This is a genomic window from Streptomyces sp. NPDC048600, from assembly GCF_055587025.1.
Genome location: NZ_JBVJGZ010000003.1, coordinates 269,541 through 295,929 on the forward strand (window position 1 = coordinate 269,541; position 26,389 = coordinate 295,929).

23 protein-coding genes and 1 riboswitch are annotated in these 26,389 nt (G+C 72.2%); of the genes, 16 read left to right on the top strand and 7 right to left on the bottom strand.

Features of this window, described 5'->3' with window-relative positions:
- Positions 1-38 precede the first annotated feature (38 nt).
- From ACZ6SQ_RS05420 to ACZ6SQ_RS05435, 4 genes are all read left to right on the top strand, one after another.
- Positions 39-689, top strand: coding sequence for a class I SAM-dependent methyltransferase (locus ACZ6SQ_RS05420; RefSeq protein ID WP_469556942.1), 651 nt, complete (start codon positions 39-41; stop codon positions 687-689).
- A gap of 226 nt (positions 690-915) precedes the next feature.
- Positions 916-1,872, top strand: coding sequence for an N-acetylmuramoyl-L-alanine amidase (locus tag ACZ6SQ_RS05425; RefSeq protein ID WP_469556944.1), 957 nt, complete (start codon positions 916-918; stop codon positions 1,870-1,872).
- Positions 1,873-1,966: 94 nt separating this feature from the next.
- The gene (locus ACZ6SQ_RS05430; protein ID WP_469556946.1) at positions 1,967-2,788 is read left to right on the top strand and encodes a hypothetical protein; all 822 of its coding nucleotides are present in this window, start codon (positions 1,967-1,969) and stop codon (positions 2,786-2,788) included.
- 99 nt (positions 2,789-2,887) lie between these two features.
- The gene (locus tag ACZ6SQ_RS05435; protein WP_469556948.1) at positions 2,888-3,898 is read left to right on the top strand and encodes an LLM class F420-dependent oxidoreductase; all 1,011 of its coding nucleotides are present in this window, start codon (positions 2,888-2,890) and stop codon (positions 3,896-3,898) included.
- A gap of 286 nt (positions 3,899-4,184) precedes the next feature.
- On the opposite strand, the gene ACZ6SQ_RS05440 is transcribed toward ACZ6SQ_RS05435, so the two are convergent.
- Positions 4,185-4,433: a hypothetical protein gene (locus tag ACZ6SQ_RS05440; protein ID WP_469556949.1), complete on the bottom strand. Its 249-nt coding sequence runs from the start codon at positions 4,431-4,433 to the stop codon at positions 4,185-4,187.
- Positions 4,434-4,551: 118 nt separating this feature from the next.
- Between ACZ6SQ_RS05440 and ACZ6SQ_RS05445 the strand changes: the two genes are divergently transcribed.
- Positions 4,552-4,842, top strand: coding sequence for a hypothetical protein (locus tag ACZ6SQ_RS05445; RefSeq protein ID WP_386380443.1), 291 nt, complete (start codon positions 4,552-4,554; stop codon positions 4,840-4,842).
- Between the two features lie 175 nt (positions 4,843-5,017).
- Here ACZ6SQ_RS05445 and ACZ6SQ_RS05450 read toward each other — a convergent pair whose 3' ends face one another.
- Genes ACZ6SQ_RS05450 through ACZ6SQ_RS05460 form a run of 3 tightly spaced genes read right to left on the bottom strand, consistent with a single transcriptional unit; the run spans position 5,018 to position 8,210 of the window.
- Positions 5,018-6,097: a prenyltransferase/squalene oxidase repeat-containing protein gene (locus ACZ6SQ_RS05450; protein ID WP_469556952.1), complete on the bottom strand. Its 1,080-nt coding sequence runs from the start codon at positions 6,095-6,097 to the stop codon at positions 5,018-5,020.
- Positions 6,094-6,855: a class I SAM-dependent methyltransferase gene (locus tag ACZ6SQ_RS05455; protein ID WP_469556954.1), complete on the bottom strand. Its 762-nt coding sequence runs from the start codon at positions 6,853-6,855 to the stop codon at positions 6,094-6,096. Before ACZ6SQ_RS05455 ends, ACZ6SQ_RS05450 begins: the two co-directional genes overlap by 4 nt.
- Complete coding sequence (locus tag ACZ6SQ_RS05460) at positions 6,849-8,210, bottom strand: glycosyltransferase family 4 protein (RefSeq protein ID WP_469556955.1); 1,362 nt, start codon at positions 8,208-8,210, stop codon at positions 6,849-6,851. The genes ACZ6SQ_RS05455 and ACZ6SQ_RS05460 overlap by 7 nt, the downstream gene beginning before the upstream one ends.
- Before the next feature lie 220 nt (positions 8,211-8,430).
- Between ACZ6SQ_RS05460 and ACZ6SQ_RS05465 the strand changes: the two genes are divergently transcribed.
- The gene (locus ACZ6SQ_RS05465) at positions 8,431-9,069 is read left to right on the top strand and encodes a TetR family transcriptional regulator (RefSeq protein WP_469556957.1); all 639 of its coding nucleotides are present in this window, start codon (positions 8,431-8,433) and stop codon (positions 9,067-9,069) included.
- Positions 9,070-9,392: 323 nt separating this feature from the next.
- On the opposite strand, the gene ACZ6SQ_RS05470 is transcribed toward ACZ6SQ_RS05465, so the two are convergent.
- Positions 9,393-9,626: a ferredoxin gene (locus ACZ6SQ_RS05470; RefSeq protein ID WP_469556959.1), complete on the bottom strand. Its 234-nt coding sequence runs from the start codon at positions 9,624-9,626 to the stop codon at positions 9,393-9,395.
- 5 nt (positions 9,627-9,631) lie between these two features.
- On the bottom strand, positions 9,632-11,083 hold the full coding sequence (locus ACZ6SQ_RS05475; protein WP_469556961.1) for an aldehyde dehydrogenase: 1,452 nt from the start codon (positions 11,081-11,083) through the stop codon (positions 9,632-9,634).
- A 495-nt stretch (positions 11,084-11,578) separates the two neighbouring features.
- Between ACZ6SQ_RS05475 and ACZ6SQ_RS05480 the strand changes: the two genes are divergently transcribed.
- The 4 genes from ACZ6SQ_RS05480 (at position 11,579) to ACZ6SQ_RS05495 (ending at position 17,187) form a co-directional block, all read left to right on the top strand.
- On the top strand, positions 11,579-12,697 hold the full coding sequence (locus ACZ6SQ_RS05480) for a UDP-glucuronic acid decarboxylase family protein (protein ID WP_469556962.1): 1,119 nt from the start codon (positions 11,579-11,581) through the stop codon (positions 12,695-12,697).
- Positions 12,698-12,880: 183 nt separating this feature from the next.
- A complete protein-coding gene (locus ACZ6SQ_RS05485) occupies positions 12,881-14,755 on the top strand; it encodes a glycosyltransferase family 2 protein (RefSeq protein WP_469556964.1) in 1,875 nt (624 codons plus the stop codon).
- 51 nt (positions 14,756-14,806) lie between these two features.
- Complete coding sequence (gene galE, locus ACZ6SQ_RS05490) at positions 14,807-15,832, top strand: UDP-glucose 4-epimerase GalE (RefSeq protein ID WP_469556966.1); 1,026 nt, start codon at positions 14,807-14,809, stop codon at positions 15,830-15,832.
- A gap of 32 nt (positions 15,833-15,864) precedes the next feature.
- The gene (locus ACZ6SQ_RS05495) at positions 15,865-17,187 is read left to right on the top strand and encodes a UDP-glucose dehydrogenase family protein (RefSeq protein WP_469557212.1); all 1,323 of its coding nucleotides are present in this window, start codon (positions 15,865-15,867) and stop codon (positions 17,185-17,187) included.
- A 52-nt stretch (positions 17,188-17,239) separates the two neighbouring features.
- On the opposite strand, the gene ACZ6SQ_RS05500 is transcribed toward ACZ6SQ_RS05495, so the two are convergent.
- Positions 17,240-18,832 (bottom strand): right-handed parallel beta-helix repeat-containing protein, encoded by a 1,593-nt coding sequence (locus ACZ6SQ_RS05500; RefSeq protein ID WP_469556968.1) that lies wholly within the window; start codon positions 18,830-18,832, stop codon positions 17,240-17,242.
- 360 nt (positions 18,833-19,192) lie between these two features.
- Between ACZ6SQ_RS05500 and ACZ6SQ_RS05505 the strand changes: the two genes are divergently transcribed.
- The 6 genes from ACZ6SQ_RS05505 to ACZ6SQ_RS05530 all read left to right on the top strand — a co-directional run bounded on the left by ACZ6SQ_RS05505 (position 19,193) and on the right by ACZ6SQ_RS05530 (position 26,172).
- The gene (locus tag ACZ6SQ_RS05505; RefSeq protein ID WP_469556970.1) at positions 19,193-20,215 is read left to right on the top strand and encodes an MBL fold metallo-hydrolase; all 1,023 of its coding nucleotides are present in this window, start codon (positions 19,193-19,195) and stop codon (positions 20,213-20,215) included.
- Positions 20,216-20,247: 32 nt separating this feature from the next.
- A riboswitch (cobalamin riboswitch) is annotated at positions 20,248-20,371 on the top strand.
- A gap of 112 nt (positions 20,372-20,483) precedes the next feature.
- Positions 20,484-21,719 carry a prenyltransferase/squalene oxidase repeat-containing protein gene (locus tag ACZ6SQ_RS05510; RefSeq protein WP_469556972.1) on the top strand — a complete coding sequence of 412 codons (1,236 nt, stop codon included), beginning with the start codon at positions 20,484-20,486 and terminating at the stop codon, positions 21,717-21,719.
- The gene (locus ACZ6SQ_RS05515; protein ID WP_469556974.1) at positions 21,716-22,399 is read left to right on the top strand and encodes an SCO2322 family protein; all 684 of its coding nucleotides are present in this window, start codon (positions 21,716-21,718) and stop codon (positions 22,397-22,399) included. The genes ACZ6SQ_RS05510 and ACZ6SQ_RS05515 overlap by 4 nt, the downstream gene beginning before the upstream one ends.
- A complete protein-coding gene (locus ACZ6SQ_RS05520) occupies positions 22,392-23,516 on the top strand; it encodes a CbiQ family ECF transporter T component (RefSeq protein WP_469556976.1) in 1,125 nt (374 codons plus the stop codon). Before ACZ6SQ_RS05515 ends, ACZ6SQ_RS05520 begins: the two co-directional genes overlap by 8 nt.
- Entirely contained in the window at positions 23,513-25,279 is a 1,767-nt protein-coding gene (locus tag ACZ6SQ_RS05525; protein ID WP_469556978.1) for an ABC transporter ATP-binding protein, read from the top strand. Before ACZ6SQ_RS05520 ends, ACZ6SQ_RS05525 begins: the two co-directional genes overlap by 4 nt.
- Positions 25,276-26,172 carry an ECF transporter S component gene (locus ACZ6SQ_RS05530; RefSeq protein ID WP_469556979.1) on the top strand — a complete coding sequence of 299 codons (897 nt, stop codon included), beginning with the start codon at positions 25,276-25,278 and terminating at the stop codon, positions 26,170-26,172. The genes ACZ6SQ_RS05525 and ACZ6SQ_RS05530 overlap by 4 nt, the downstream gene beginning before the upstream one ends.
- Positions 26,173-26,389: the final 217 nt, after the last annotated feature.

Consider the following 26,389-nt stretch of genomic DNA (forward strand, 5'->3'; position numbering starts at 1 on the left):
AGCCGCCTGACCTGTACGTACGACCGAAAGGGACCGGCATGGCCGCGGCCCCCAAGCCCGAGATCCTCGCCGCCTTCGAGGCCGCGAAGGGGTTCATGCCCGTCGACGAGGGGCTCGCACTGTACGCGGCCGCGGTCGAGGCGGGGGCGCTTGGACTGCCGCTGCTGGAGGTCGGCACGTACTGCGGGCGCTCCACGATCCTGCTCGCCGACGCGGCCCGGGCGGCGGGAGTGAGCGCGCTCACGCTCGACCACCACCGCGGCAGCGAGGAGCAGCAGCCCGGCTGGGACTACCACGACCCGGAGACGGTCGACCCGGAGATCGGCCTGATGGACACGCTGCCGACGTTCCGGCGCACGCTGCACCGCGCGGGCCTGGAAGAGCACGTGGTGGCACTGGTCGGCCGTTCGCCGCAGATCGCGGCCTTCTGGAACTCCCCGCTGGGCTTCGTGTTCATCGACGGCGGGCACACCGACGAGCACGCGAACGGCGACTACGAGGGCTGGGCCCCGCATGTCGCCGAGGGCGGGCTGCTGGTCGTCCACGACGTGTTCCCGGACCCGGTGGACGAGTTCACCGGCCAGGCCCCCTACCGCGTCTACCTGCGCGCACTCGCCTCCGGAGCGTTCACGGAGGTCTCGGCGACAGGCTCGATGAGGGTGCTGCGCCGCACGGGCGCGGGAATCTGAACCGTCAGGACGAGGTGCCAGGTGTCCAGAGATCAGGGATGGCAGCGGCGATCTTTTCTTAGGAGGAGAAGTAGCCGCGGCCTTCGCACCTGGACGACGTCACCGTAGTACGGGCCGGCCGCGCCGCGCACCCCGATAAACAGGCGGTCCGCCACGACAACCGCCCCCGTCGGTCCTGCTCGTCCGCTACCGTCTCCCCGATCGAACGGCGGTTAGGGTGGCAGGCGTGTCGTACACAGGTCCCGGATTCGAACCGACCCCGCCGCGCCGTGGGCGCCGCCCGCTGACCGTCGCCCTCGCGGCGCTGGTACCGGGCGCGCTGCTGGGCTGGCTGGTGTACGAGACGACGGCCGCGGACGAGGGCGGTCCGCAGCGCGCGGCGGCCTCCTCCACCCCCGCCGCGACCCCGGACGCCGCCACCCGCGGCGCGTCCCCGGCCCCCGGTGACGAGGCACCCGGCCGGGACGACCCGACGCCGAGCCCGTCCGCGACCTCTGCGGCGCCCTCGGGCCCCCTCGCGGGCAAGGTCGTGGTGATCGACCCCGGCCACAACGCGGGCAACTTCCGGCACACCACCGAGATCAACCGCAAGGTGGACATCGGCACCACCCGCAAGGAGTGCGACACCACCGGCACCTCCACCAACTCCGGTTACACGGAGGCCACGTTCACCCTCGACGTGGCCCACCGGCTGCGCACGCTGCTGCAACAGCAGGGCGCGACGGTGAAGCTGACGCACGACGCGGACCGGCCGTACGGCCCGTGCATCGACGAGCGCGCCCGCATCGGCAACCTGGCGAAGGCCGACGCGGTGGTCTCGATCCACGCGGACGGCTCGGGGACCGGCAACCGCGGCTTCCATGTGATCCTGCCGAAGGCCGTGAACTCGGGCGCCGCCGACACCCGCCCGATCGTCGCGTCCTCGCGCGATCTCGGCGAGCGCATCGCGGGCAACTTCGTCCGCGCGACCGGCAGCGCGCCCTCCAACTACGTGGGCGAGGGCACCGGTCTCGTCACACGGGAGGACCTGGGCGGTCTCAATCTCTCAACAGTTCCCAAGGTGTTCATCGAGTGCGGCAACATGCGCGATAGCAAGGACGCGGCGCTGCTCACCAGCGGCGCGTGGCGGCAGAAGGCCGCGCGGGGGATCTCCGAGGGAATCGTGAGTTTCCTGCGGGGGTGATGACCTAGCCCGTGATCCGGGCGTACGCCCTGATCGTTCGGACGATAGTGTCATCGCTGCCGATGACGAGACGACGACTGACGAAGGACAAGTAGTGAATATCCGCTCCCTCACTCGGGGCGACGGCGTGGTGATCGGAGCAGCGGTGTTGCTGTTCATCGCGTCGTTCCTCGACCTGTACTCGATCGATGGCGCTCCCGACAGCTTTGACATCCCCAGCCTGTGGAGCAGCGGGCCGGTGCTGATGGGCGTGGTCCTCGCCGGACTCGCCGGCGCCGCGCTCGTCGTCGTCTCCCGGGGCCTGCCGCAGGTCCCGAAGGTCGCGGGCCTCGACCTCGGCCCGTTCGGTGTCGCGCTGACCGTGTTCGCCGCGTGGAGCGCGCTCGGGAACGTCTTCGACCCGATGGGCGGCGGTGACAACTTCGGCGGCAGCAACGACGGCGTCAGCGCGGGCACGGGCCTGATCATCGCCCTGATCGCCACCCTGCTGCTGGCCGCCGGAGCCGTGGCCGGTCCGCTGGTCCCGGCTCTGAAGGCCCCGCTCGTCGGCGCCCCCCGCCCCGCCGCCCCCCAGCCCTACGGCGGCGGCCAGCCCGCCGGTGGCTACGGCTACCCGGGTGCGGGTCAGCCGCAGCAGGCGCCGTTCGGTGGTCAGCCGCAGCAGCCCCAGCAGCCCTTCGGCGGACAGCCGCAGCAGGCTCCGCAGGGCGGCGGCGGCGACTTCTCCCCGTTCTGGTTCGCGGTTCCGGTCCCGCGTCCGCTGTTCGCCGAGGACGGCTCGCAGTCCCCGATCGCCGAACTCGCCCCGGGCACCTGGTACCTGGCGGTCGAGCAGCGCGGCGGGACCCTGGTCGCGCAGACGCAGGACGGCCGTCGTGGTGTCCTCCAGGACACCAGCGGCATCCAGCGCGGCTGAGCGCTCCTGACGCACACACGGCCCCTCGCCCTTCCGGACGGGGGGCCGTTGTCGTACCCTCACGCTGCATCTGACAGTACGTCAGAAAGAGGGACGGGTATGCGACTCGGTCTCGCGCTCGGCTATTGGGGCCGCGGCCCCGACTCCCGGCACCTCCCGCTCGCGCAGGAGGCGGAGCGCCTCGGGTACGACTCCGTGTGGACGGCGGAGAGTTGGGGCTCGGACGCTTTCACGCCGCTCACCTGGATCGCCGCGCACACCACCCGCATCCGCCTCGGCACGGCGGTCGCTCAGATGGCGGCCCGCTCCCCCGTCACCACGGCCATGCACGCCCTCACCCTCGACCATCTGTCCGGCGGCCGTATGACGCTCGGCCTCGGGCTGTCGGGGCCACAGGTGGTGGAGGGCTGGTACGGGCGGCCGTTCCCCAAGTCACCGCTGACGGCGACCCGGGAGTACGTCGACGTCGTACGGCAGGTCCTGCGACGGGCCGCCCCGGTCGAGGCCGAAGGGCGGTTCCATCCCGTGCCCTATCGCGGGCCGGACGGCACGGGCCTCGGCAGGGCGCTGAAGCCGATCACCCACCCCCTGCGGCCCGATCTGCCGGTCCTGCTGGGCGCCGAGGGGCCGCGGAACATCGCGCAGACGACCCGGATCGCCGACGGCTGGCTGCCGTTGTACTGGTCGCCGAGCCGGGCGCATCTGTACGAGAAGGCCCTCGCCGAGGCGCCGGAGGGCTTCCTGGTCGCCCCCATGGCCCAGGTCCGCGTCTGCGCGGACGTCGCCGAGGGGCTGCTGCCGGTGAAGGCCATGCTCGGCTTCTACATCGGCGGCATGGGCCACGCGGCCCGCAACTTCCACGCCGACCTGATGGCCCGCATGGGTTACGAGGAGGAGGCCCGGCGGGTCCAACGGCTCTTCCTCGCCGGGCGCCGGGAGGAGGCCGTCGCCGCCGTCCCGGACGCGTTCGCCGACGAGATCTCCCTCGTCGGTCCGCGCGAACGCATCGCGGAGCGGCTGGAGTCGTGGCGGGCGGGCCCGGTGACCGACCTGCTCGCCCTGGCGCCGGACCGGGAGTCACTGCGCGTGTTGGCGGAATTGAACTCCTGATCCTCCCGGCAGCCCGCTCCTGAGGTCCCGGCGGGAGCGAACTCCCCCGCCCTCAGCGGAAGATGGCCACCGGGTTCAGGGTCGGTTTCGCCGGTCCTGCGGTTCCGGGTGCGGAACTGCCCAGGCAGCGGGCCCGGAACTGCCGACACATCGAGGAGCCGGGCCGGCCCGTCGCCATCGTGCTGATGACCGACGGCGAGAGCAACGCCGGTATCGGGTAAGCGGAGTTCCTGCGCCGTCGTCGGGCACTGGGCGCCGAGGCGGCCGCCGCGCCCACCTTCACCGTTCATTTGGCGGCTCCGGTGCCGTCGAAGGGGTTCTTGGGGTCGTCCACGCCGTCGAGCAGACCGGTGAACCCGCCCATGTCCAGGTCGTGGTGGAGCGTGCGGCCACCGTCGGGGGCGGGCTGGGGTGTGGCGACCCCGGCCTTCACGAGGGTGTCCGCGTAGGCGCGGAAGGCGCCGAGCACGAGCGGGGTGACAAAGGGCCGGAGGGACTTGCTCCGGACACGGACAACGGCCCTCCTGCCACTCAAGGGGTCAGGATCATCAGCGACCGCGGGGAACACGACGGGCCGGACGCCCCAACTCCACTGGAACGCAAGGCGAATGGCCGGATGGTTTCGAACGGCCGGACGAGGCAACCCGGAGGGTATGTCCCCTCGATACAGCAGCGCCAATCAGGCCGGCCGGGTCATCGCGATCGTGGCCGACGTCATGGCCTTCATCCTGGGCCTGTGGATCCTGATGTACCTGCTGGACGCCAACCCGTCCAACAGTTTCGTCCAGTTCATCCACGACAGCGCCCGCTGGCTGGCCGGCTGGTCCCACGACCTCTTCACCTTCGACGAGGCCTGGGCCCGGGTCGTCGCGGGCTACGGCCTCGCAGCCGTCGTCTACCTCTTCATAGGCCACGCCATAGCCCACAGGGTCCACCGCCACTGAGCCCTCCCAGAGCTGCGAGGCAGTTTTTCGGGGGCGCGGGGAACTGCGCAAAACCCCGACCGCCGCGCACGATCTCAGAGACGCGCCGGACAACCGCCCTAGGGGCGCGGGGAACTGCGCGACAAGCCCCCACAACCCGCACCCCGGCCGCCGCACCCCCGGAAGCGACAACCCCTCAGCCGCGGCAGCTACCGCAGTCAGGATCCAGCCCGAAGGGCAACCGCTCGCCGGAGAACACCGCACACGTCGCCTCATGCCCCCCGAGCGCGGCGACAGCCAGCAACAACGACCCCGCCGTCCAACTCGTCAGCTCACGAGGCCAGATGGCGTCGTCGTCGAAGACGTACCCCGTCCAGTACAGCCCGCTCTCCTCGTCCCGGAGGTGCTGAACGGACTTCAGCACGTCCAGCGCCCGGTCGGACTCCCCCGTCGCCCACAGCGTCAACGCCAGCTCGCAGGACTCGCCCCCGGTGACCCAGGGGTTGGGCACCACGCACCGCACCCCGAGACCGGGCACGACGAACGTGTCCCAGCTCTCCTCGAGGCGCGCCTTGGCCTCCGCCCCGGTCAGCGCACCGCCCAGCACGGGGTAGTACCAGTCCATCGAGTAACGGCCCTTGTCCAGGAACCGCTCCGGATGCCGCCGGATGGCGTGCCGCAGCGCGCCCACGGCCAACTCCCAGTCCGGTTGCGCCTCTTCACGCTGCTCGGCGATGGCGAGCGCGCAGCGCAGGGCCTGGTGGATGGAGGAGGACCCGGTGAGCAGCGCGTCGGCGGTCGGCGTGCCGTCGTCGTCGCGGCGCCAGCCGATCTGCCCGCCCGGCTGCTGGAGGCGCAGCACGAACTCGATCGCGGCGTAGACGGTGGGCCACATCCGGTCCAGGAAGAGGTCGTCCCCGGTGGACAGGTAGTGGTGCCAGACGCCGACGGCGATGTAGGCGACGAAGTTGGTCTCGCGCGCGCGGTCGGTGACGTCGTCGAACGCGCCGTCCGCGTAGGCCGCGTACCAGGAGCCGTCCTCGTTCTGGTGCCGGGCGAGCCAGTCGTAGGCCCGCTCGGCGGCCTCGTGCTCGCCGGCGGTGTCCAGGGCCATCGCGGCCTCGGTGTGGTCCCACGGGTCGAGGTGGTGGCCGCGGAACCACGGGATCGCCCCGTCCTCGCGCTGCACGGCGAGGATGCCGGCGACGGTCGCGGCGGCCTGCTCGGCGGTGAGGACCCCGGGCAGGACGAGGTGTTCCGTCCGGGGAGTCGTCACTTGCCGGCCGCCTCGGTGATGTCGGTGCCCTCGGCGACCCGCGGCAGGTGCGGCTTGGTCGCGTACGCCACGAAGCTCTTGCCGATCAGCGGGTTCAGCGCCTGCTCGGCGACGCGCGTGGCCAGCGGCTTCTTCATGATGTCCCAGACCAGCAGCTTGTGGTACGCCCGCACCGGCAGCGCCTTGTCGTTGTCCACGCCGAAGGCGCACTTCAGCCACCAGTACGGCGAGTGCAGCGCGTGCGCGTGGTGGCTGCCGTACGGCTTGAGCCCGGCCTCGCGGATCTTCCCGAGCAGTTCGTCCGCCTTGTAGATGCGGATGTGGCCGCCCTCGACCTCGTGGTAGGCGTCGGAGAGCGCCCAGCAGATCTTCTCGGGGCCGTAGCGCGGCACGGTGATGGCGATCCGGCCGCCCGGCTTGAGCACCCGGACCATCTCGGCGAGGACGCCCTTGTCGTCCGGGATGTGCTCCATGACCTCGGAGATGATCACGACGTCGAAGGACTCGTCGGGGAAGGGAAGGGCGAGGGCGTCGCCCTCCATCGCGGTGGCGGTGGCTCCCTCGGGCGCCTCCCCGGCCTCCTTCATCGCCGCGAACCACTTGGCGACCTCGCGGATCTCCTCACCGTTCTGGTCCAGCGCCACGACCTGCGCGCCGCGCCGGTAGCACTCGAACGCGTGCCGCCCGGCACCGCAGCCGAGGTCCAGGACGCGGTCGCCCGGGGCGAGCGGGAACCGGGAGAAGTCGACGGTCAGCACGTGGCCCTGCTTTCGGGGGTCGAGACTGCTTCTGCTTGTGGGGCCGTGGAAGGGACCCCGGCGCGGGAGAGGGCGATGGCCTCGCGGTACCGGGCGGCCGTGCCTTCGGCGGCGCGGGCCCAGGTGAACTTCGACAGCACGCGCTCGCGGCCCGCCGCGCCGAGCCGGGTCCTGAGGTCCGGGTCGTCCAGCAGCCGTACGAGCGCGGCGGCCAGGGCGCCCGCGTCACCGGTCGGTACGGCGAGGCATGTCTCGCCGTCCTTGCCCGCGACCTCCGGGATGGCACCGCCGGTCGTCGCCACCAGCGGCGTGGCCGTGGCCATGGCCTCGGCGGCCGGCAGGGAGAAGCCCTCGTAGAGCGACGGCACGCAGGCCGCCTCCGCGGAGCGGACGAGGTCGACGAGTTCCGCGTCGGAGATGCCCTTGACGAACTCGACGGCGCCTTCGAGGCCGTAGCGCTCGATGGCCGTGGCGACGGGGCCCTCCGTGGGCCGCTTGCCGACGACGACGAGATGGGCGCCGGGGTGCTCGGTCCGGACCTTGGCCAGCGCCTCGACGAGGTACACCAGGCCCTTCAGCGGGACGTCCGCGCTGGAGGTGGTGACGATCCGGCCGGGCACGCGCGGCACGGAGGGGTCGGGTGAGAACAGGTCGGTGTCGGCGCCGATGTGGACGACGTGGATACGGTCCTGCCGTACGCCGAGGTGGTCGACGATCTCCTGGCGGGAGGTGCCGGAGACGGTGAGCACGGAGGGCAGGCGCCGGGCGACGCGCTTCTGCATGCGGGTGAAGGCGTACCAGCGCCGCACCGAGTAGCGCCGCTGCCGGCCCTCGGCGGCGTCCAGCTCCAACTGCCGGTCGACGGTGATGGGGTGGTGGATCGTGGTGACGAGCGGCGCGCCGACGTCGCCCAGCAGGCCGTAGCCGAGGGTCTGGTTGTCGTGCACGACGTCGAACTCGCCGCGGCGGGCGCGCAGATGGCGGCGGGCGCGCAGGGAGAAGGTCAGCGGCTCGGGGAAGCCGCCGGTCCACATGGTCCCGACCTCGAGGGCGTCGATCCAGTCGCGGTACTCGCCGCGGCCCGGGGTGCGGAAGGGGTCGGGCTGGCGGTAAAGGTCGAGGCTGGGCAGCTCGGTGAGCGGCACGCCCTCGTCGAGGACGGGGTAGGGCTGGGCGCCGATGACCTCGACGCTGTGACCGAGGCGGGCGAGCTCACGCGAGAGGTGGCGGGCGTAGACACCCTGGCCGCCGCAGAACGGGTTTCCCTTGTACGTGAGGAGGGCGATACGGAGCGGTCGCTCGCCGTCTGCCGCGGGCCCCGCCGAGGGGCCCGCCTGACTGGCCTCAGCGGTCACCCTGGGCCCCCTTCTGCCTGCACTGTGCCGCGAGATTACGCGGGACGCTAATCTAGAACAAGTTACAGACTTGATCGTTCAAGAGGATCCGAATCTACCGGCAGGTAGCCCTGCTGTGAGAAGTGGATCAGGTGATTCACGCCACGGCCGAAGCCTGGCATGCTGCCTCCGATCACTCCTTCTCCCACCCCTCCTCACCGACTGTCACGGAACGGGATCCATGCCTGCGGAAACCAAGCCGGCCAAGGTGGAAGCCGGTGACGCGCGCCAGGCGTCGGCGCCGCTGACCGAGCGGCAGCGGGCGCGGCGCCGGCGCATCCTGCACGCGAGCGCCCAGCTGGCCAGCCGGGGCGGTTTCGACGCCGTGCAGATGCGCGAGGTGGCCGAGTCCTCCCAGGTCGCCCTGGGCACGCTCTACCGCTACTTCCCCTCCAAGGTGCATCTGCTGGTCGCCACGATGCAGGACCAGCTGGAGCACATGCACGGCACGCTGAAGAAGAAGCCGCCGACGGGCGAGACCGCCGCCGAGCGGGTGGCGGAGACCCTGATGCGGGCCTTCCGCGCCCTGCAGCGCGAGCCCCACCTCGCCGACGCGATGGTCCGCGCCCTCACCTTCGCCGACCGCAGCGTCTCCCCCGAGGTGGACCAGGTCTCCCGCCAGACCACGGCGATCATCCTCGACGCGATGGGCCTCGACTCCCCCACCCCGGCCCAGCTCTCCGCCGTCCGCGTCATCGAGCACACCTGGCACTCGGCCCTCATCACCTGGCTCTCGGGCCGTGCCTCCATCGCCCAGGTCCGCATAGACATCGAAACGGTCTGCCGCCTGATCGACGTGACGGCACCGACCGAGGACTGAGAGCCGAGGCCTGACGGCCGAGCGCCGATTATTGAGCGCCGATCACCGAGCACTGAGCGCACGAGAAGACCTACGAGACGGGTTCCCTTCGCCGGTATGGTCCGGATCAGGTTCTGGGGGTCGCCTTCCGGCCCTGCTGCTGCCTTCCGGCCTCTCAGCCCGGACCGTCGACGTCGGCAACGGCGGATACGCTGCTCCCCGCCGAAGTCGGCTACGCCGGTTCGGACTCCCTCACTCGCCTCGTAGGCTGATTTCAGGATAGAACGCCCAGAGCCGGACAGAACCCCCTGAGGTCAAGATTTTTTCGGCTGCTTGGGCCGCGCCTACTCCTCCGGCGGGAACACCGCCTCTCCGCTTTCCAGCAGCGTGAGCGTGATCGCCTCCACGGGGCAGTTCTCCGCCGCTTCCAGGACGAGTTCGTCGGCGTCCACGTCGGGGGTGAGGGGGCGGGACTGACGGGCGGTGTCCAGGCGGAAGGAGCGGGACGCGCGGTGGACGCACTGGGCCGAGCCGATGCACAGGGTGCGGTCGACCTCGACGTGCCAGCGGTCGCCCATGGCGGCTACGCCCCCGCCGGGAGATGGATCATCTTGTGCTCCAGATAGGCGCCGTACCCCTCGGGGCCGAACTCGCGCCCCATGCCGCTGTTCTTGTAGCCGCCGAACGGCCCGAGCATGTCGAGGCTGAAGGTGTTGACGGAGTAGGTGCCGGTGCGGACGCGGCGGGCGATCTCGATGCCCCGCTCGACGTCCGCCGTCCACACGCTGCCGCTCAGCCCGTACTCCGAGTCGTTCGCGATGCGGACCGCGTCGGCCTCGTCGCCGTAGGGCAGCAGACAGATCACCGGGCCGAAGATCTCCTCGCGGGCGATCCGCATGGAGTTGTCGACGTCGCCGAAGAGGGTCGGCTCGACGTACCAGCCACGGTCCAGGCCGGGCGGCCGCCCGCCGCCGGTGAGGATCTTGGCGCCCTCCTCCTGGCCGATCCGGATGTAGTCGAGGCTTCGCTGCTGCTGGCGTCGCGCCACCAGCGGGCCGACCTGGGTCGCGGGGTCCAGCGGGTCGCCTACGACGAGGGCGCCGGCCGCCGCCGCGAAGGCCTCGGCGAACTCCTCGTAGCGTGAGCGCGGCAGCAGGATGCGGGTCTGGGCCACACACGCCTGGCCGTTGTTCATCCACGCGGCCGGGACGATGCCCGCGACGGCCGTCGCCACGTCGGCGTCCGGCAGCACCACGGCCGCCGACTTGCCGCCCAGTTCCAGCGTCACCCTCGTCAGGCGGCGCGCGGCCACCTCCATCACCCGCTTGCCCGCCGCGACCGACCCGGTGAAGGAGACCTTGTCCACCCCGGGGTGCCCGACGAGGTACTCGCTGACCTCCCGGTCGGCGGGCAGGATCGACAGCACGCCCTCGGGCAGCCCGGCCTCGCGGGCGATCTCGCCGAGCAGATACGCGTCCAGCGGCGACTCCGGCGAGGGCTTGAGGATCACCGGGCAGCCGGCCAGCAGCGCGGGAGCCAGCTTGGCGGCGGCGACGAACTGCGGGACGTTCCAGGGCACCACGGCCGCGACCACCCCGACCGGCTCGCGCCGCACCATGATGCGCCCGAGCACACCGTCGCGCCGCTCCTCGTGGGTGAACCCCCGCGCGACCGTGATCGCCGCGTCCCACACCATCATCGCGCCGAGCGCCTGCGCGAGCACGCTCCAGGAGTACGGCGACCCGTTCTCCGCGGAGATCACCCGCGCGATCTGCTCGTGCCGGGCGGCGACGCCGTCCTTGATCCGGCTGACGACGGCGATCCGCTCCTCCAACGGCAGCCGCGGCCAGGGCCCTTCGTCGAACGCCCGCCGCGCCAGGGCGACCGCGCGGTCCACGTCCGCGGCCGAGGCGTGCGGCACCCGCCCGATGACCTCCTCCGTGTGCGGCGAGATCACCTCGATGACGTCCTGTCCGAGCGGGTCGGTCAACTCCCCGCCGATGAACAGCTGTCCATGCTCCACGATCTCCGTCACGGCCGAACGCCTCCCCGAGCAGTCAGTTCTGACGACGCATCAGAAACTGATACCAGTTCTAGTTGCAGTAAGCCAGGGAGCTGCAGCGCAAGAGAGGGCGACCGCCGGGGCGGGACGGAGGGCCGGACCTACGGACCGGCAGGCCGACAGGCCGACAGGCAGAAGGGCCGACGGACCGGCAGGCCGACGGACGCGAAGCCTGGAAGCGCTCCCCACCGACACGGAACCCCCGAGCACCTCCGACCGCACAGGCCCGGAACCCCCGAGCACCCCCGGCCGCACAAGCGCGGAGCCCCCAAGAACCCCCGACCACCAGGCCACACCCCCTCCGCCAAACGGTGGAGTCCCAAATCCGATACCCGGAATATCCCACTTCCGTCCGTATGATCGTCCTGCATTCTCGAGAGCTGATCTCTTCCCGGCGACACGTGCGTCAACGGCAGACAAGGGGAGAGAGGTGCGTGGCTTTCCAGACCCCCTTCCCTGGAGAAACACATGCGCGTTGTAGTGACCGGAGGCAGCGGCTTTCTCGGCTCGCATCTCTGCGATGCCCTGCTGAGGCGCGGGGATCAAGTGGTCTGCCTGGACAACTTGTCGACAGGCGACCCCAGGAACGTCGAACATCTGATGCACGACCCGGCATTTGAATTCATGCACGTCGATGTCAGCGTCACCGCCGAGGTCCCCGGCCGGGTCGACGCCGTCGCCCACCTGGCGAGTCCCGCCTCGCCGCCCGACTACCTGCGACAGCCGCTGGAAACCCTCGCCGTCGGCAGCAGGGGCACCGAGAACGCCCTGCGCCTCGCGCGGGAGAAGCGGGCCCGCTTCGTTCTCGCGTCGACGAGCGAGGTCTACGGCGACCCCCTGATCCACCCCCAGGCCGAGTCGTACTGGGGCAACGTCAATCCGGTCGGACCGCGCAGCGTCTACGACGAATCGAAACGATTCGCCGAGGCCGTCTCCGTGGCTTATCACCGCACCCACGGCGTCGATGCCGGAATCGCCCGCATCTTCAACACCTATGGCCCGCGGATGCGCCCGCACGACGGACGGGTGGTCTCCAGCTTCATCACCCAGGCCCTCATGGGCGAGCCGCTGACCATTTACGGCGACGGAAAGCAGACCCGTAGCTTCTGCTATGTCGACGACCTCGTCCGAGGCCTCCTCGCGCTGCTCGACTCCGGAGAACTCGGCCCCTTCAATCTGGGAAATCCGGTGGAGCAGACCGTCACGGAACTGGCCGAGACGGTGATCGAGCTCACCGGTTCGCCGTCCCCGGTCGAGTACCACCCGCTGCCCGTCGACGATCCCTGCCGCCGCCGTCCGGTGATCACCCGAGCGCGGGAAGTGCTCGGCTGGACGCCCGAGGTCGGCGTCGAGGAGGGGCTGCGCCGGACGGTCGAGTGGTTCGCCTCCCGTCCCACCGAGCTCTCCGCCGCTGCCGCCGCGATCCGCGGCGGCCAGGACGAGAGCACCCCGCTGCCTGCCGGATACCTCGCCGCCGTGCCGGCGCTCCGCCCGGGAGAACCGGCCGCCGCGCTTCCCGAGCGCCGCACCGAGGCCGCGCCGGAACCCCTCTCGGACGCCCCGGCCTCCGCCGCCGCCCCCTTCTGAGGACCGCCCGGTCCGCTCCGCGACGCCCCGCGCCGCTCCGAGCCCCTCTTCCCGCCTCTCCTCCCCCTTCACTACCGGCCGGGCAGGGCACGGCACCCCGTGGCCCGCTCCGCCGGCTGCTCCCCGACCGGGCGGCCGTGAGGACGACGCGCCGCCACCCCGCACACTTCGGAGCGCGCTCACATGTCTTCGACGGAGCCCGGCCTCGTGGACGAGGCCTCAGCCACCGGTCTGCTCGTTCCGGGCAGACCCAGATCCGGGGACCCGCTCCAGGACCAGATCCGCGAGCTGTCCCTGGGCGCCGTCGCCGGGATCTCCGCCGACGGCCCGGTGTTCTCCCGGCCACCCCGTGAACTCCCCACCCGGCCGGACAGTTTCGTCCGTCAGTTCCGCTGGGCGGACCGGACGAAGGTCGCCCTCCTCACCCTCGGCTGGCTGGCCGGGCTGGTCGCGTTCTGGGTCTGGTGGCTGCGGCCCGAGCACCGGGCCGGCTGGTTCGGCCTGAGCGTCAACAGCGCGCTGCTGCTCTACCTCGTGCTGCTGCCCCTGTACTTCTTCCTCACGGTCGTCCGGCTGCGCCGCTTCGATCCGCGGATCGCGGTGCCCCGGCTGCGCACCGGGTTCGTCGTCACCCGCGCCCCTTCGGAACCGTGGGAGATCGCCCGCGCGACGCTGGAGGCGATGCTCCGCCAGGACTTCCCCCACAGCTACGACGTGTGGCTGTGCGACGAGGACCCCACCGACGAGATCCTCCACTGGTGCGCCGCCCAGGGTGTGGGTGTCTCGTGCCGCCGGGACCGGCCCGACTACCACCGCGCGACCTGGCCCCGCCGCACCCGCTGCAAAGAGGGCAACCTCGCCTTCTTCTACGACCACTGGGGCTACGAACGCTACGACGTCGTGGCCCAGTTGGACTGCGACCACGTGCCGGCTCCCACGTATCTCCGGGAGATGGTGCGGCCGTTCGCCGACCCGGCCATCGGATATGTGGCGGCGCCCAGCGTGTGCGACTCCAACGCCGGGGTCTCCTGGTCGGTCCGGGGCCGGCTGCACCGGGAGGCCGTCTTCCACGGAGCGGTGCAACTGGGTCACAGTGCCGGTCTGGCCCCCATGTGCATCGGCTCCCACTACACGGTGCGTACCGAGGCGCTGCGGGACATCGGCGGTGTCGGGCCCGAGCTCGCCGAGGACTTCTCGACGACGTTCCTGATGAACTCGGCCGGCTGGCACGGGGCGTTCGCGATCGACGCCGAGGCGCACGGCGAGGGCCCCATCACGTTCGGGGCCATGGTCACACAGGAGTTCCAGTGGTCCCGCAGCCTCGCGGTGATGCTCCTCGGTCTGCTGCCCCGCCACCTCGGCCGTATGCGGGGCGCGCTGCGCGTGAGGTTCGCGTTCGCGTTGCTGTACTACCCGCTCCTCGCCCTGACCACGGTGGCCGGCATCGCTCTGCCCCCCGTCGCGGCGGTCACCGGGCTGCCGTGGATGAACGTGAACTACCTGTCCTTCCTGGCGCACTACTGGGTGTTGTCCGCGTGCATGATGCTGCTCATCGTGCTGGTGCGCAGACGCGGCCTGCTCCGGCCGGTCAAGGCTCCCGTGGTGAGCTGGGAGAGCGTGCTGTTCAGCCTCTCGCGCTGGCCGTTCGTCGCCTGGGGCGTGGCCGCGGCGGTGTGGCAGAGGCTCCGGCCCAGGCCGGTGGTCTTCAAGGTGACGCCCAAGTCCGCGGACGGGCTGGAGCGGCTCCCGCTGAGGCTCGTCGCGCCGTTTCTGATCATCACGACCACGTTGTCGGTCTGTGCCGTGATCGGTGAGCTGACCGGCCCCGCGGCGGGCTATGTGTTCCTGTGCATCCTGGGCTCCTTCACGTACGCCCTGGTCTCCCTCGCCGTCACTGCGCTCCACGTCGGCGGGATGGCCCGCGGCGCGGGCGTCTCGTGGTTCCGGGCCCTGACGACGGCCCGTCTGCCCATGTTCCTGGGACTGCTCGCCCTGCTGCCGCTCGCGCTCGCCGTGGGGCTGTTCCCCGTCTACGCGGCCGGCCTCTTCGCCTGGTGACCCCGGCCCGGCCGTCCCCCACCCCTCAGAACTCCCGCGAAGGGATCCTGCATGTCTCCCATGACAGTCCTGGTCACCGGCGGCGCCGGTTTCATCGGCAGCCACACCTGCGTGGAACTCCTGGAGCACGGACACGAGGTCGTCGTCGTGGACGACCACTCCAACAGCGCGCCCGAGGCGCTGGAACGGGTCGCGAAGATCGCCGGCCGCCCCGTCACCGCCTACCGGGCCGACCTGCGGGACCGGAGTGCGCTGGACGCCGTCTTCAAGGCGCACCCCGTCGACGCGGTGATCCACTTCGCGGCGAAGAAGGCGGTGGGCGAGTCCGTCGAGATCCCGGTCACCTACTACGACATCAACGTGGGCGGGACGACCGCCCTGCTGTCGGCCATGCAGGCGCACGGTGTCAACCGGCTGGTGTTCTCCTCGTCGTGCTCGATCTACGGCGACGCGACCAAGGTGCCGCTGACGGAGACGGATCCGGCCGCGCCGACCAACCCCTACGCCTCCACGAAGTGGATCTGCGAGCAACTGCTGGCCGACATGTGCCGCCGCCTGCCCGAGCTGAGCGTGCTGGCGCTCCGGTACTTCAACCCGGTCGGCGCCCACCCCTGCGGGCTGCTCGGCGAAGACCCCCGGGGCATCCCGAACAACATCATGCCGTACCTGGCCCAGGTCGCCGTCGGCCGCCGCGAGCGGCTCAGTGTCTTCGGCGACGACTACCCGACCCCGGACGGGACCGGTGTCCGTGACTACATCCATGTGATGGACGTGGCCGAGGGTCACCGCTGCGCGCTGGAGCACCTCGACGACGAGAAGGGAATGCGGGTCTTCAACCTCGGCACGGGTGTGGGGTCGTCGGTTCTCGACCTCGTCAACGCCTTCGCACGCGCCTGCGGACGCCCCGTCCCCTACGAGGTGACCGGACGACGGGCGGGCGATGTCGCCGAGCTCGTCGCCGATCCCCGCGCGGTGGCCGCGGCCTGGGGCTGGACCGCGAAGCGTGATCTCGGCGTCATGTGCCAGGACGCCTGGCGCTTCCAGGAACTCAATCCCGCCGGCTACGCGGCCGGCTGACAGCTACGCACGACAGGAGCACTCTCATGCGCATGACCGTCATCGGGACGGGATACCTCGGTGCCGTGCACGCCGCGTGCATGGCGGACATCGGGCACGAGGTCCTCGGCGTCGATGTCGACGTCGAGAAGATCAGAGCCCTCACCGAGGGCAGACCGCCCTTCTTCGAGCCCGGCCTCGACGAGGTACTGACGCGCGCACTGGCCTCGAAGCGGCTGCGGTTCACCACCTCGCTCGAGGAGGCGGCGCGCTTCGGCGAGGTGCACTTCATCTGCGTCGGCACGCCTCAGCGCGCCGATTCGGGCGCCGCCGACATGCGTCACGTCGACAGTGTCGTCGACGGTCTCGCCGACCATCTGGAGGACCCCTGCCTGATCGTGGGCAAGTCCACGGTGCCGGTGGGAACGACGGCCCGTCTCTCGGCCCGGCTCGCGACGGCCCGGGACGTCGAGCTCGCCTGGAACCCGGAGTTCCTGCGTGAGGGCTTCGCGGTGGAGGACACCCTGCGGCCCGACCGGATCGTCGTCGGCGTCACCTCGGCGCGCGCCGATCGCACCCTGCGCGAGGTGTACGCCCCGATGCTGGCGGCGCGGATCCCGTATCTGAGCACCGACCCGGCGACCGCGGAGCTGGTCAAGGTCTCGGCCAACTCCTTTCTCGCCACCAAGATCTCGTTCATCAACGCGATGGCGGAGATCTGTGACGCGGCAGGCGCCGACGTGGTCACTCTCGCCGACGCGCTCGGCCACGACTCCCGTATCGGGCGCCGCTTCCTGCGGGCGGGCCTCGGCTTCGGGGGCGGCTGCCTGCCCAAGGACATCCGGGCGTTCGCCGCGCGGGCCGAGGAACTGGGTGTCGGGGAGGCGCTGAGTTTCCTCGGCGGTGTCGACGACATCAACCTCCGCCAGCGCCGGCGTACGGTCGACATCGCCCGCGAGCTGGCGGGCGGGTGCCTCACCGGGCGGCGGATCGCGGTCCTCGGCGCCACCTTCAAGCCGAACAGCGACGACGTACGGGACTCGCCCGCCCTCGCGGTGGCCGCCGCCGTCCACGGTGAGGGCGCCGAGGTCCGGGTCCATGACCCGGAGGGCATCCACAACGCCCGGCTGGCCCACCCCGAGCTGCGCTACGAGAACGAGCCGGCGGTGGCCTGCGCGGGCGCGGACGTCGTGCTGCATCTGACCGAGTGGGACAGCTACCGGGAGCTCGACCCGGACAAGATGGCCCGGGTGGTGCGCAGCCCACGGCTGCTCGACGCCCGCAACAACCTCGACGCCGGCCTGTGGCGGTCGGCCGGCTGGACCGTCCGCGCGCTCGGCCGCTCGGCGCCGACTCTCGCTGCCGCCGCACTGTAGCGGCCGATGCGGAACGCGCCCCGCGGCCGGACCGGACGCGGGGCGCGGTGGATCAGGCCCCGGGCCTCGGCCGCGCGGTGGGTGACCCGTCGGCCGGACGCGGCGGAGCGGCGGCGCCCACCAGCGGTGTGGTGCTCAGCCGCTCCCCGAAGTAGTCGACGGGGCCCGGGTCGACGCCGACGGAGCGCAGCGGCATCGCGCCCGCCAGCAGGCCCCCGCAGGTGGCGACGAGGTTGCCGACCCCGGCCCGGTCGGTCACCGGGGCGGCGGCGTCGACGAGGCAGGGGTCCTCGGTCGAACCGGTGGCCACGGTGCGGTGCTCCTCCTGGCCGGACGAGTCGCGCCAGTCGTCCAGCCCGGCGAAGACGTCGTCGCCCCAGACCAGCTTCCACGGGCCCGTGCTGTAGTAGTCGTTGCCCTGGATCCGGACCCGGTCCTGACCGAAGAGGGTGTCGGAGTCCAGGACGGGCGCGCCGTCCGTGACGAGGATGTTGTTGCGGATGGTGACGTCCCTGATGCCCGCGCGCAGCCGCAGCGCCGGTGCCCGCTCGCCTCCTTCGGGGGACCGCTGGAGCACGGTGTTGTTGTAGATGTCCAGGTCGCGCAGGCGGGTTCCGTAGGCCACGATGCCGCCGTAGACGGGCAGTTTGCGGGCGTCGTCCCAGCTGTAGTTGAACCGGACCGTGTTGTCCTTGTGCATGTTGGTCGGTTCGCCCGAGTAGACCAGGAAGCCGGGGCCGTCGTTGCCGTAGGCCAGGTTGTACTGGAGCACGGAGTGGGACACGTTGTTGTCCAGCCCGAAGCCGCCGCCGTCGACCTGCGATCCGGTGCGGTTGCGGTACGCCATGTTGTTCTGGATGACCACACGCGTCGAGTCGTACGTCCAGATGCCCTCGGGGCCCTCGTCGGCCCGGGGTGAGGACTTCGCGCCGTTGTCGTAGGCCGCGGACCGCTGGACGACGGCCTGCCGGATGCTGCCCAGGACCATGCCGCTCCCGGTGTTGCGGTCGTGCTCCTTGGGGTCGCCGGAGTTCGCGTACGCCCGGACCCTCGTGATCGTGACCTTCTGGTGCGCGTAGTCGGGGTCGTCGGCCTCGAAGCGCGGTCCCACGGTGACCAGTCCGGCGTTCTGGTTGTGGTGTGTCGCGGAGTCGGTGACGGTGACGTCGCGGAATCCCAGGGAACCCGCGGCGGCGGCGATGCTGATGCCGTTGCGGAACCGGGAGACGTCGACGCCGGAGATCCGCACGTGCGCCAGCCGCCTGCGCTCGTCGAGGTCGTTGAAGAACCTGATGCCGTCCTCGTGGCGGCGGGAGGCGGAGTCGCCGGTGATCGCCAGGTTCCGGATCTCCACTCCGCTGGTGTTGTGCACCGCGATGCCCGCCGTCCCGCGCGTGGCGATCGTGGCCTTCCCGGCACCGTAGGAGTCGATCACGACGGGCTCGCGGACGCTGCCGGCCTCCTCCGGTCCGATGGTCAGCTCTCCCGCCAGGCGTCGGCCGCCCTGGAGCCGCAGCCGGTCGCCCGGCTCGAACGACACCTCGTCCGCCCTCTTCAGCGTGCGCCAGGCGGACTTGGGGGACAGGCCGTCGTTGTCGTCGTCGCCGTCCGGGCTGACGTAGAACGTCAGGGAGTCCTTCGTCACGGGCCGAGGTGGCGTGTAGGGCTTCAGCGCGCTGCACCCGCAGAGCAGTGCGGCTGCGGTCAGGGTCGCTCCGGCGGCGCGTCCGAGGCCGGCCGGGCGGCCGGGTGCACGCCTCGATGTGACGGCCCGGGGTCCATGCAGCGTCATCACAACATCCCTATCTGCCGTACTTCACTACTTTTGCAGCAAGATGCCAGAAACAGGCGCATACGTTGACGGGGCGCGCGGGCACCCCCGTCCGCGCCGGCGGATCGGATGGCATGACTATCTGACGGATCATCAGTTCTGGCTATAGTGGACTAGGGCGCGGGGAGGCCCCTGTGCGGTGTCCCGGACGTCCGGTCGAGCGGGGGAGAGCCGATGGCGGGAGTGGTCGATCACGGCGGTGGCGTACGGGGCGTCGAGGTGCCGATCCCCGACAACCCGCTGGGGCACACGCTGGTGTACGTCGTCGACACCGACCGGGGCCCGGTCCTGGTCGACACCGGCTGGGACGACCCCGCGTCCTGGGACGCGCTCGGCGAGGGGCTCGCCGCCTGCGGGACGTCCGTCGAGGAGGTGCACGGCGTCGTCGTCACCCATCACCACCCCGACCACCACGGCCTGTCCGGCAAGGTGCGGGAGGCGTCCGGCGCCTTTATCGCGATGCACGCGGCCGACGCCGCGGTCGTACGCCGCACGCGCGAGAGCAGCCCCGGGCACTGGTACGCCTACATGGCCGCCAAACTGGCCGCGGCGGGCGCCCCGGAGGCCCATGTGGCGCCCCTGCGCAAGGCGCGCGGCCCGCTCCCCGGCCTCGCACCGGCCCTGCCCGACCGCGAGATCGTCCCCGGCGACCTCCTCCCCCTGCCCGGCCGCCGCCTGCGCGCGATCTGGACCCCGGGGCACACCCCCGGCCATGTCTGCCTGCACCTGGAGGAGCGGCACCCCGCGCTGAGGGAGGGGCACGGGCGTCTGTTCTCCGGCGACCACCTGCTGCCCGGGATCTCCCCGCACATCGGCCTCTACGAGGACCCCGACGACACCACCGTCACCGACCCGCTCGGCGACTACCTCGACTCCCTGGAGCGCGTGGCCCGCCTCTCCCCCGCCGAGGTCCTCCCGGCCCACCAGCACCCGTTCACCGACGCGGCCGGCCGCGTGCACCAGCTCCTCACCCACCACGACCGACGCCTCACCGGCCTGCTCTCCCTCCTCACCGCGCCCCTCACCCCATGGCAGCTCGCCGAGCGCATGGACTGGAACCGGCCCTGGTCCGAGATCCCCTACGGCTCCCGCACCATCGCCGTCTCCGAGGCCGAGGCCCACCTGCGCCGACTGGTGAAACAGGGTCGGGCGGAGGCCGTGCCGGGCAGCACTCCCGTGGCCTACGTGGCGGTGTGACAGGCGCCCCATGGCCACCCGCCCACGGGCCGGTAAAGTGACGGCGTCGTCATCACACCCGTACGGGGGGAAGCCGGTGCAAATCCGGCGCTGACCCGCAACCGTGAGCAGGAAAACCTGCGAGCCGGACTGCCCCGCAACGGAATCGTGACCGGCTCACGCGCGTCGGCAGCCGCCGCCGCACGGCACCGTCGAGGTATACGGGGCCGAGCCGCCCGGGGTCGTCCCGTGCTGCCCGGCTCCCCTAGGGGAGAGGCACCCTCCGATCATGATCGTCCGCCGCAGCGCAGCGGCCCTGGCCGCAGCCGTCGCCGTACTCGGTGCCGCCGTGCCCGCCGTCGCCGCCCCCTCGCCGTCGCCGTCGGCGCAGCTCCCCGACGGCCTGTACGGCACCGGCGACCCGACCTACGACGGTGTCTGGCGGCAGTCGCTGACGCTCCTCGCGCAGACTGAGCAGAACGTGGTCCCCGCCACGAAGGCGGTCGACTGGCTGGCCGGACAGGCCTGCGCGAACGGCGCGTTCGCCTCCTACCGCCCCGACCCGGCGAAGGCCTGCGACGCCAAGACGATGCTGGACACCAACGCCACGGCCGCCGCTGTCCAGGCCCTCACCGCCACCGGCGGCGAGGAGAAGGTCGCGGACAAGGCCGTCGCCTGGCTGAAGTCGGTCCAGAACAAGGACGGCGGCTGGGGCTACAACCCCGGCGGCGCCAGCGACGCCAACTCCACCTCCGTCGTGATCGGCGCCCTGGTCGCCGCGGGCGAGCAGCCCGACAAGGTCGTGAAGGCCGGCAAGTCCCCCTACGACGCCCTGCTCACGCTCGCCCTGCCCTGCGCGGGCAAGGACGCGGGCGCCTTCGCCTACCAGCCCGACAAGAGCGGCAAGCTGTTCGCCAACGCCGACGCGACCGCCGCCGCCGTCATGGGCTCCCTCGGCGAGGCCCTGGCCGGGACGAACGCCACCGACGACAAGGCCTCGCCCTCCTGCGCGAAGCCCGGCGACCGCGAGCGGGCCGCCGCCAACGGAGCCTCCTACCTCGCCGGTGCCCTGGCCGAGGACAAGCACCTGATGTCCTCGATGCCCGGCGCCGAGGACCAGCCCGACTTCGGCAACACCGCCGACGCGGTGATCGCCCTGGCCGCCGCCGGCTTCGGCGAGCAGGCCGCGGCCTCCGCGCACTGGCTGGAGTCCAACGCCCTGACCTGGGCCGCGCAGAGCGGTCCCGCCGCCTACGCGCAGCTCGTCCTCGCCGCCCAGGCCGGCGGCATCGACCCGCGCGCCTTCGGCGGCAAGGACCTGGTCGCCCTGCTGAACGCGACCGGCCCGGCCCCCGCGGAGGCGAGCCAGTCCCCCGACGGCGCGACGATCGACGGGGACCCCGAGAACAACAAGAAGGACGAGGACGACGAGGGCGTCAGCGTCTGGTGGATCGTCGGCGTCGGCCTGGTCGGCGGCATCGGCATCGGCTTCCTGATCAGCGCCCGCCGGAAGCCCCGGCCGTGACCCTGCGGTCCCTCCAGCCGTCCGGGAAGGCCCGGTTCGTCCCGGCCTTCCTGGCCGCGCTGCTGCTCACCCTCACCGTCGCGGCCCAGTCCGCCCACGCCACCGGCTACCGCTACTGGTCCTTCTGGGACCGCGACGGCGCCCGCTGGGTCTACGCCACCCAGGGCCCGGCCACGGCCCGCCCCTCGGACGGCGACCTCCAGGGCTTCCGGTTCGCGGTCAGCGAGGACTCCCAGGACGCCGACCAGCCGCGCGGCGAGGCCGACTTCGCCACGGTCTGCGCGGACACCCCGGCGCGGGAGGGCAGGAAGCGCGTCGCGCTGGTCCTCGACTTCGGCACCCCCGGGGACGCCCCGTCCGGCGAACGGCCGCCGCCCGCCCGCACGGTGTGCGCGAGCGTCGAGCCGGACGCGACGACCGCCGAGGCCCTCGCCGCCGTCGCCAAGCCCCTGCGCTACGACACCAACGCCCTGCTCTGCGCCATCAGCGGATACCCGCGCCAGGGCTGCGGCGAGCAGGTGTCGGGCGGGGACGGACCCGCCGCCGAGGCGAAGGACGGGAACGGGACCACCGCCGGCCGGACCGAGGACGACGGCCCGTCCCTCGGGCTCGTCGCCGGTGTCGGCGTGGTCGTCCTGCTCGGCGCCGCCGGACTCTGGCAGGCACGCCGCCGTGCCTGACCGGACGGCCACCGCGCTCCACCCCGGTGCGTGGTGGCTGTGGGCCCTGGGACTGGGCACCGCGGCCACCCGCACCACCAACCCCCTGCTGCTCGCCCTGCTCGTCGCCGTCTCCGGCTATGTCGTCGCGGCCCGCCGCCCCGACGCCCCCTGGGCCCGTTCCTACGGCGCCTTCGCCAAGCTCGCGCTCGCCGTGATCGGCATCCGGCTGCTGTTCGCGGTGTTCCTCGGCTCACCGATCCCGGGCACGACGGTCCTGCTCGGACTCCCCGAAGTGCCGCTGCCCGACTGGGCACAGGGCATCCGCCTGGGCGGCAAGGTGACCGCCGAGGGCCTGGTCTGGGCGCTCTACGACGCCCTGCGGCTGGCCGCGCTGCTGATCTGCGTCGGCGCCGCGAACGCCCTCGCCAACCCGTCCCGGCTGCTGAAGTCGCTGCCGGGCGCGCTGTACGAGACCGGTGTCGCCGTCGTCGTGGCGCTCACCTTCGCCCCGAACCTGATCGCCGACGTGCAGCGCCTGCGGGCCGCGCGCCGGCTGCGCGGCCGTCCGGACCGCGGCGTCCGCGGACTGCTGCATGTCGGACTGCCGGTGCTGGAGGGCGCGTTGGAGCGTTCCGTCGCCCTCGCCGCCGCGATGGACTCGCGCGGATACGGCCGTACGGTCCAGGTCCCCGTCGCGGTCCGCCGTACGACGACGGCGCTGACGGTCGCCGGACTGCTGGGCGTGTGCGCGGGGATGTACGGCCTGCTCACGGCGGCGGGCGGCAGCTATGGTGCGGCCGTGCTGGTCGCCGGGCTCGGTGCCGCGGTCGCCGGACTCTGGCTGGGCGGCCGCCGCACGCCGCGCACCCGCTACCGCCCCGACCGCTGGGACACGCGCGCCTGGCTGGTCGCGGGCTCGGGCGCGGCGGTGGCGGCGCTGATGTCCGTCGCGGCGGTCCGCCTGCCCGGCACCCTGAAGCCCGGAGTGATCCCGCTGATCGCCCCCGAGCTGCCCCTCTGGCCCGCGGCGGCCTGCCTGCTGGGCCTGCTCCCGGCGTTCGTCACGCCTCCCCCGAACCCGCCGAACCCCCCGAACCCGCCGAAGTCCCCGAAGTCCCCGAAGGAGCCGTCGTGATCCGCTTCGAGGATGTCTCCGTCGCCTACGAGGGCGCTGCCGAACCCTCGGTGCGGGGCGTCGACTTCGAGGTTCCGGAGGGCGAACTCGTCCTGCTGGTGGGCCCGTCGGGCGTCGGCAAGTCCACGCTCCTGGGCGCGGTCGGCGGCCTGGTCCCGCACTTCACCGGCGGCACCCTGCGCGGCCGGGTCACGGTGGCGGGCCGCGACACCCGTACGCACAGGCCGCGCGACCTCGCGGACGTGGTCGGTACGGTCGGCCAGGACCCGCTGTCCCACTTCGTGACGGACACGGTGGAGGAGGAACTCGCCTACGGTGTGGAGTCGTTGGGCCTCGCCCCGGACGTGATGCGCCGCCGGGTGGAGGAGACGCTGGACCTGCTGGGCCTGGCCCCGCTGCGGGACCGTCCGCTGGCCACCCTGTCCGGCGGGCAGCAGCAGCGGGTCGCCATCGGCTCGGTGCTCACGGCACACCCGGGCGTCCTCGTCCTCGACGAGCCGACCTCGGCGCTGGACCCGGCGGCGGCGGAGGAGGTCCTCGCGGTCCTCCAGCGCCTGGTGCACGATCTGGGCACGACGGTCCTGATGGCCGAGCACCGCCTGGAACGGGTCGTCCACTACGCCGACCGCGTGCTGCTGCTCCCTTCCCCCGGTGCCCCGCCGGTCCTCGGCACCCCGGCGGAGGTCATGGCCCTCTCCCCCGTCTTCCCGCCGGTCGTGGGCCTCGGCCGGGCGGCGGGCTGGTCGCCGTTGCCGCTGACGGTCCGCGACGCCCGGCGCAGGGCGGGCGGCCTGCGCGAACGGCTGCGCGACCAGGACCCGTACGCGGTCGTGGAGGATCCGGCGGAGCCGCGGGAGTTCCGCGTGCCCAGGCCCGAAGCGGCGCTCCCCGCGCCGACGGTCCCGGCCCCCGGCCGCCTCCGCCGCCTCTTCGCCGGGCGCCGGAGCGCCTCCACCGCCACCACCGTGGCCACCGCGCGGACACCCGAAGCCGGCCCCGCCTCCCCGGGCGGGCCCGTCGCCGAGGTCCGCTCCCTGGCCGTGCGCCGCGGCCGCGTCCCCGCCCTGCGCGAGGTCGACCTCACCGTCACCCCGGGCGAGACCATCGCCCTGATGGGCCGCAACGGCGCCGGGAAGTCGACGCTGCTCTCCGCGCTGGTCGGCCTGGTCGAGCCCGAGTCGGGCACGGTCCGCACCGGCGGGGCCGTCCCGCACCGCACACCGCCGCGCGAGCTGGTCCGCCGGGTCGGCCTGGTCCCCCAGGAACCGCGCGACCTCCTCTACGCCGACACGGTCGCGGGCGAGTGCGCGCAGGCGGACCAGGACGCCGGGGCCGAGCCGGGCAACTGCCGCGCGCTGGTGTCCCAGCTGCTGCCGGGTGTCGCGGACGAGACCCATCCCCGCGACCTCTCCGAGGGCCAGCGGCTCTCCCTGGCACTGGCGGTGATCCTCACGGCCCGCCCGCCCCTGCTCCTGCTGGACGAGCCGACCCGGGGTCTGGACTACGCGGCCAAGGCCCGCCTGGTCACCCTGCTGCGCGGCCTCGCGGCCGAGGGTCACGCGATCGTGCTGGCCACGCACGATGTGGAACTGGCGGCCGAGCTGGCCCACCGGGTCGTCATGCTGGCCGACGGAGAGGTGATCGCGGACGGCCCGGCCCAGGACGTGGTGACCTCCTCCCCTTCCTACGCGCCCCAGGTGGCGAAGATCCTCGCCCCGCAGAAATGGCTGACCGTGGCCCAGGTGAGAAGGGCCCTCGGATGATCCCCACCCTGAAGACCCTGAAGACCGGCAAGACCCTGAAGACCGAGAAGACCGGGGCGGGGCCGGCCCCGGATGCCGCCCGCCAGGCCCGAGCGGTCCGCCTCGGCCCCCGCTCGAAGGCGTCCCTCGCGCTGGTGAGCGCCGTCGGCGTGGCCTCGCTGACCTGGCCCTTCTTCGCCCCTCCCGAGGCCTCGGCGGTGGCCCACGCCCAGGACGCGCCCTGGCTGTTCGCGGGCGTGCTGGCACTGCTGGTCCCGGTGGTCGCGGCGACGATCGCGGAGTCGGGCCTCGGCCCCAAGGCCGTCGCGATGCTCGGCATGCTGGCGGCCGCGGGTGCCGCCCTGCGGCCGATCGGCGCGGGCACGGCGGGCATCGAGCCGATGTTCTTCCTGATGCTGCTCAGCGGGAGGGTCCTCGGCCCGGGCTTCGGCTTCGTCCTGGGCTGCGTGACGATGTTCGCCTCGGGCCTGCTGACGGGCGGGGTGGGCCCCTGGCTGCCGTACCAGATGCTCATCGCGGGCTGGTTCACGATGGGCGCGGGCCTGCTGCCGGGCACGGACCGGCTGCGCGGCCGGGCCGAGATCCTGATGCTGACGGTGTACGGCTTCGTGGCCTCCTTCGGCTACGGCACGCTCATGAACATGGCGGGCTGGACCTTCATGAGCCCCGAGACGACGACCATCGCCATGGACCCCGGCGCGGGCCCCGCCTCGAACCTCGTCCGTTTCCTCGCCTTCTGCCTGGCCACCTCACTCGGCTGGGACCTGGGCCGCGCCCTGTGCACGATCGTCCTCACCGTCACCCTCGGCCCCACCCTCCTCAAGGCCCTTCGCCGAGCCACCCGCAGAGCCGCTTTCGAGGCCCAGGTCACGTTCCGCGGCCCCGGTGGGTGAAGGGCCGCGCACCAGGGGTCACAGAGCCGGTGAAGCACCCCACATGACCCAAGTCACCAACGAAGCCCCATAGTAGACAAACTAGGACATCATGAGCATGCCATAACATGCTCTGACCTGGGCTTTGAGAGGCAGGTCACAGGGGGGACCTGCCTCACGGATGCGACCACAACTAGTAAAAGGGGTCATTGCGGACGCCCCTCGAGCCTGTTTCTCT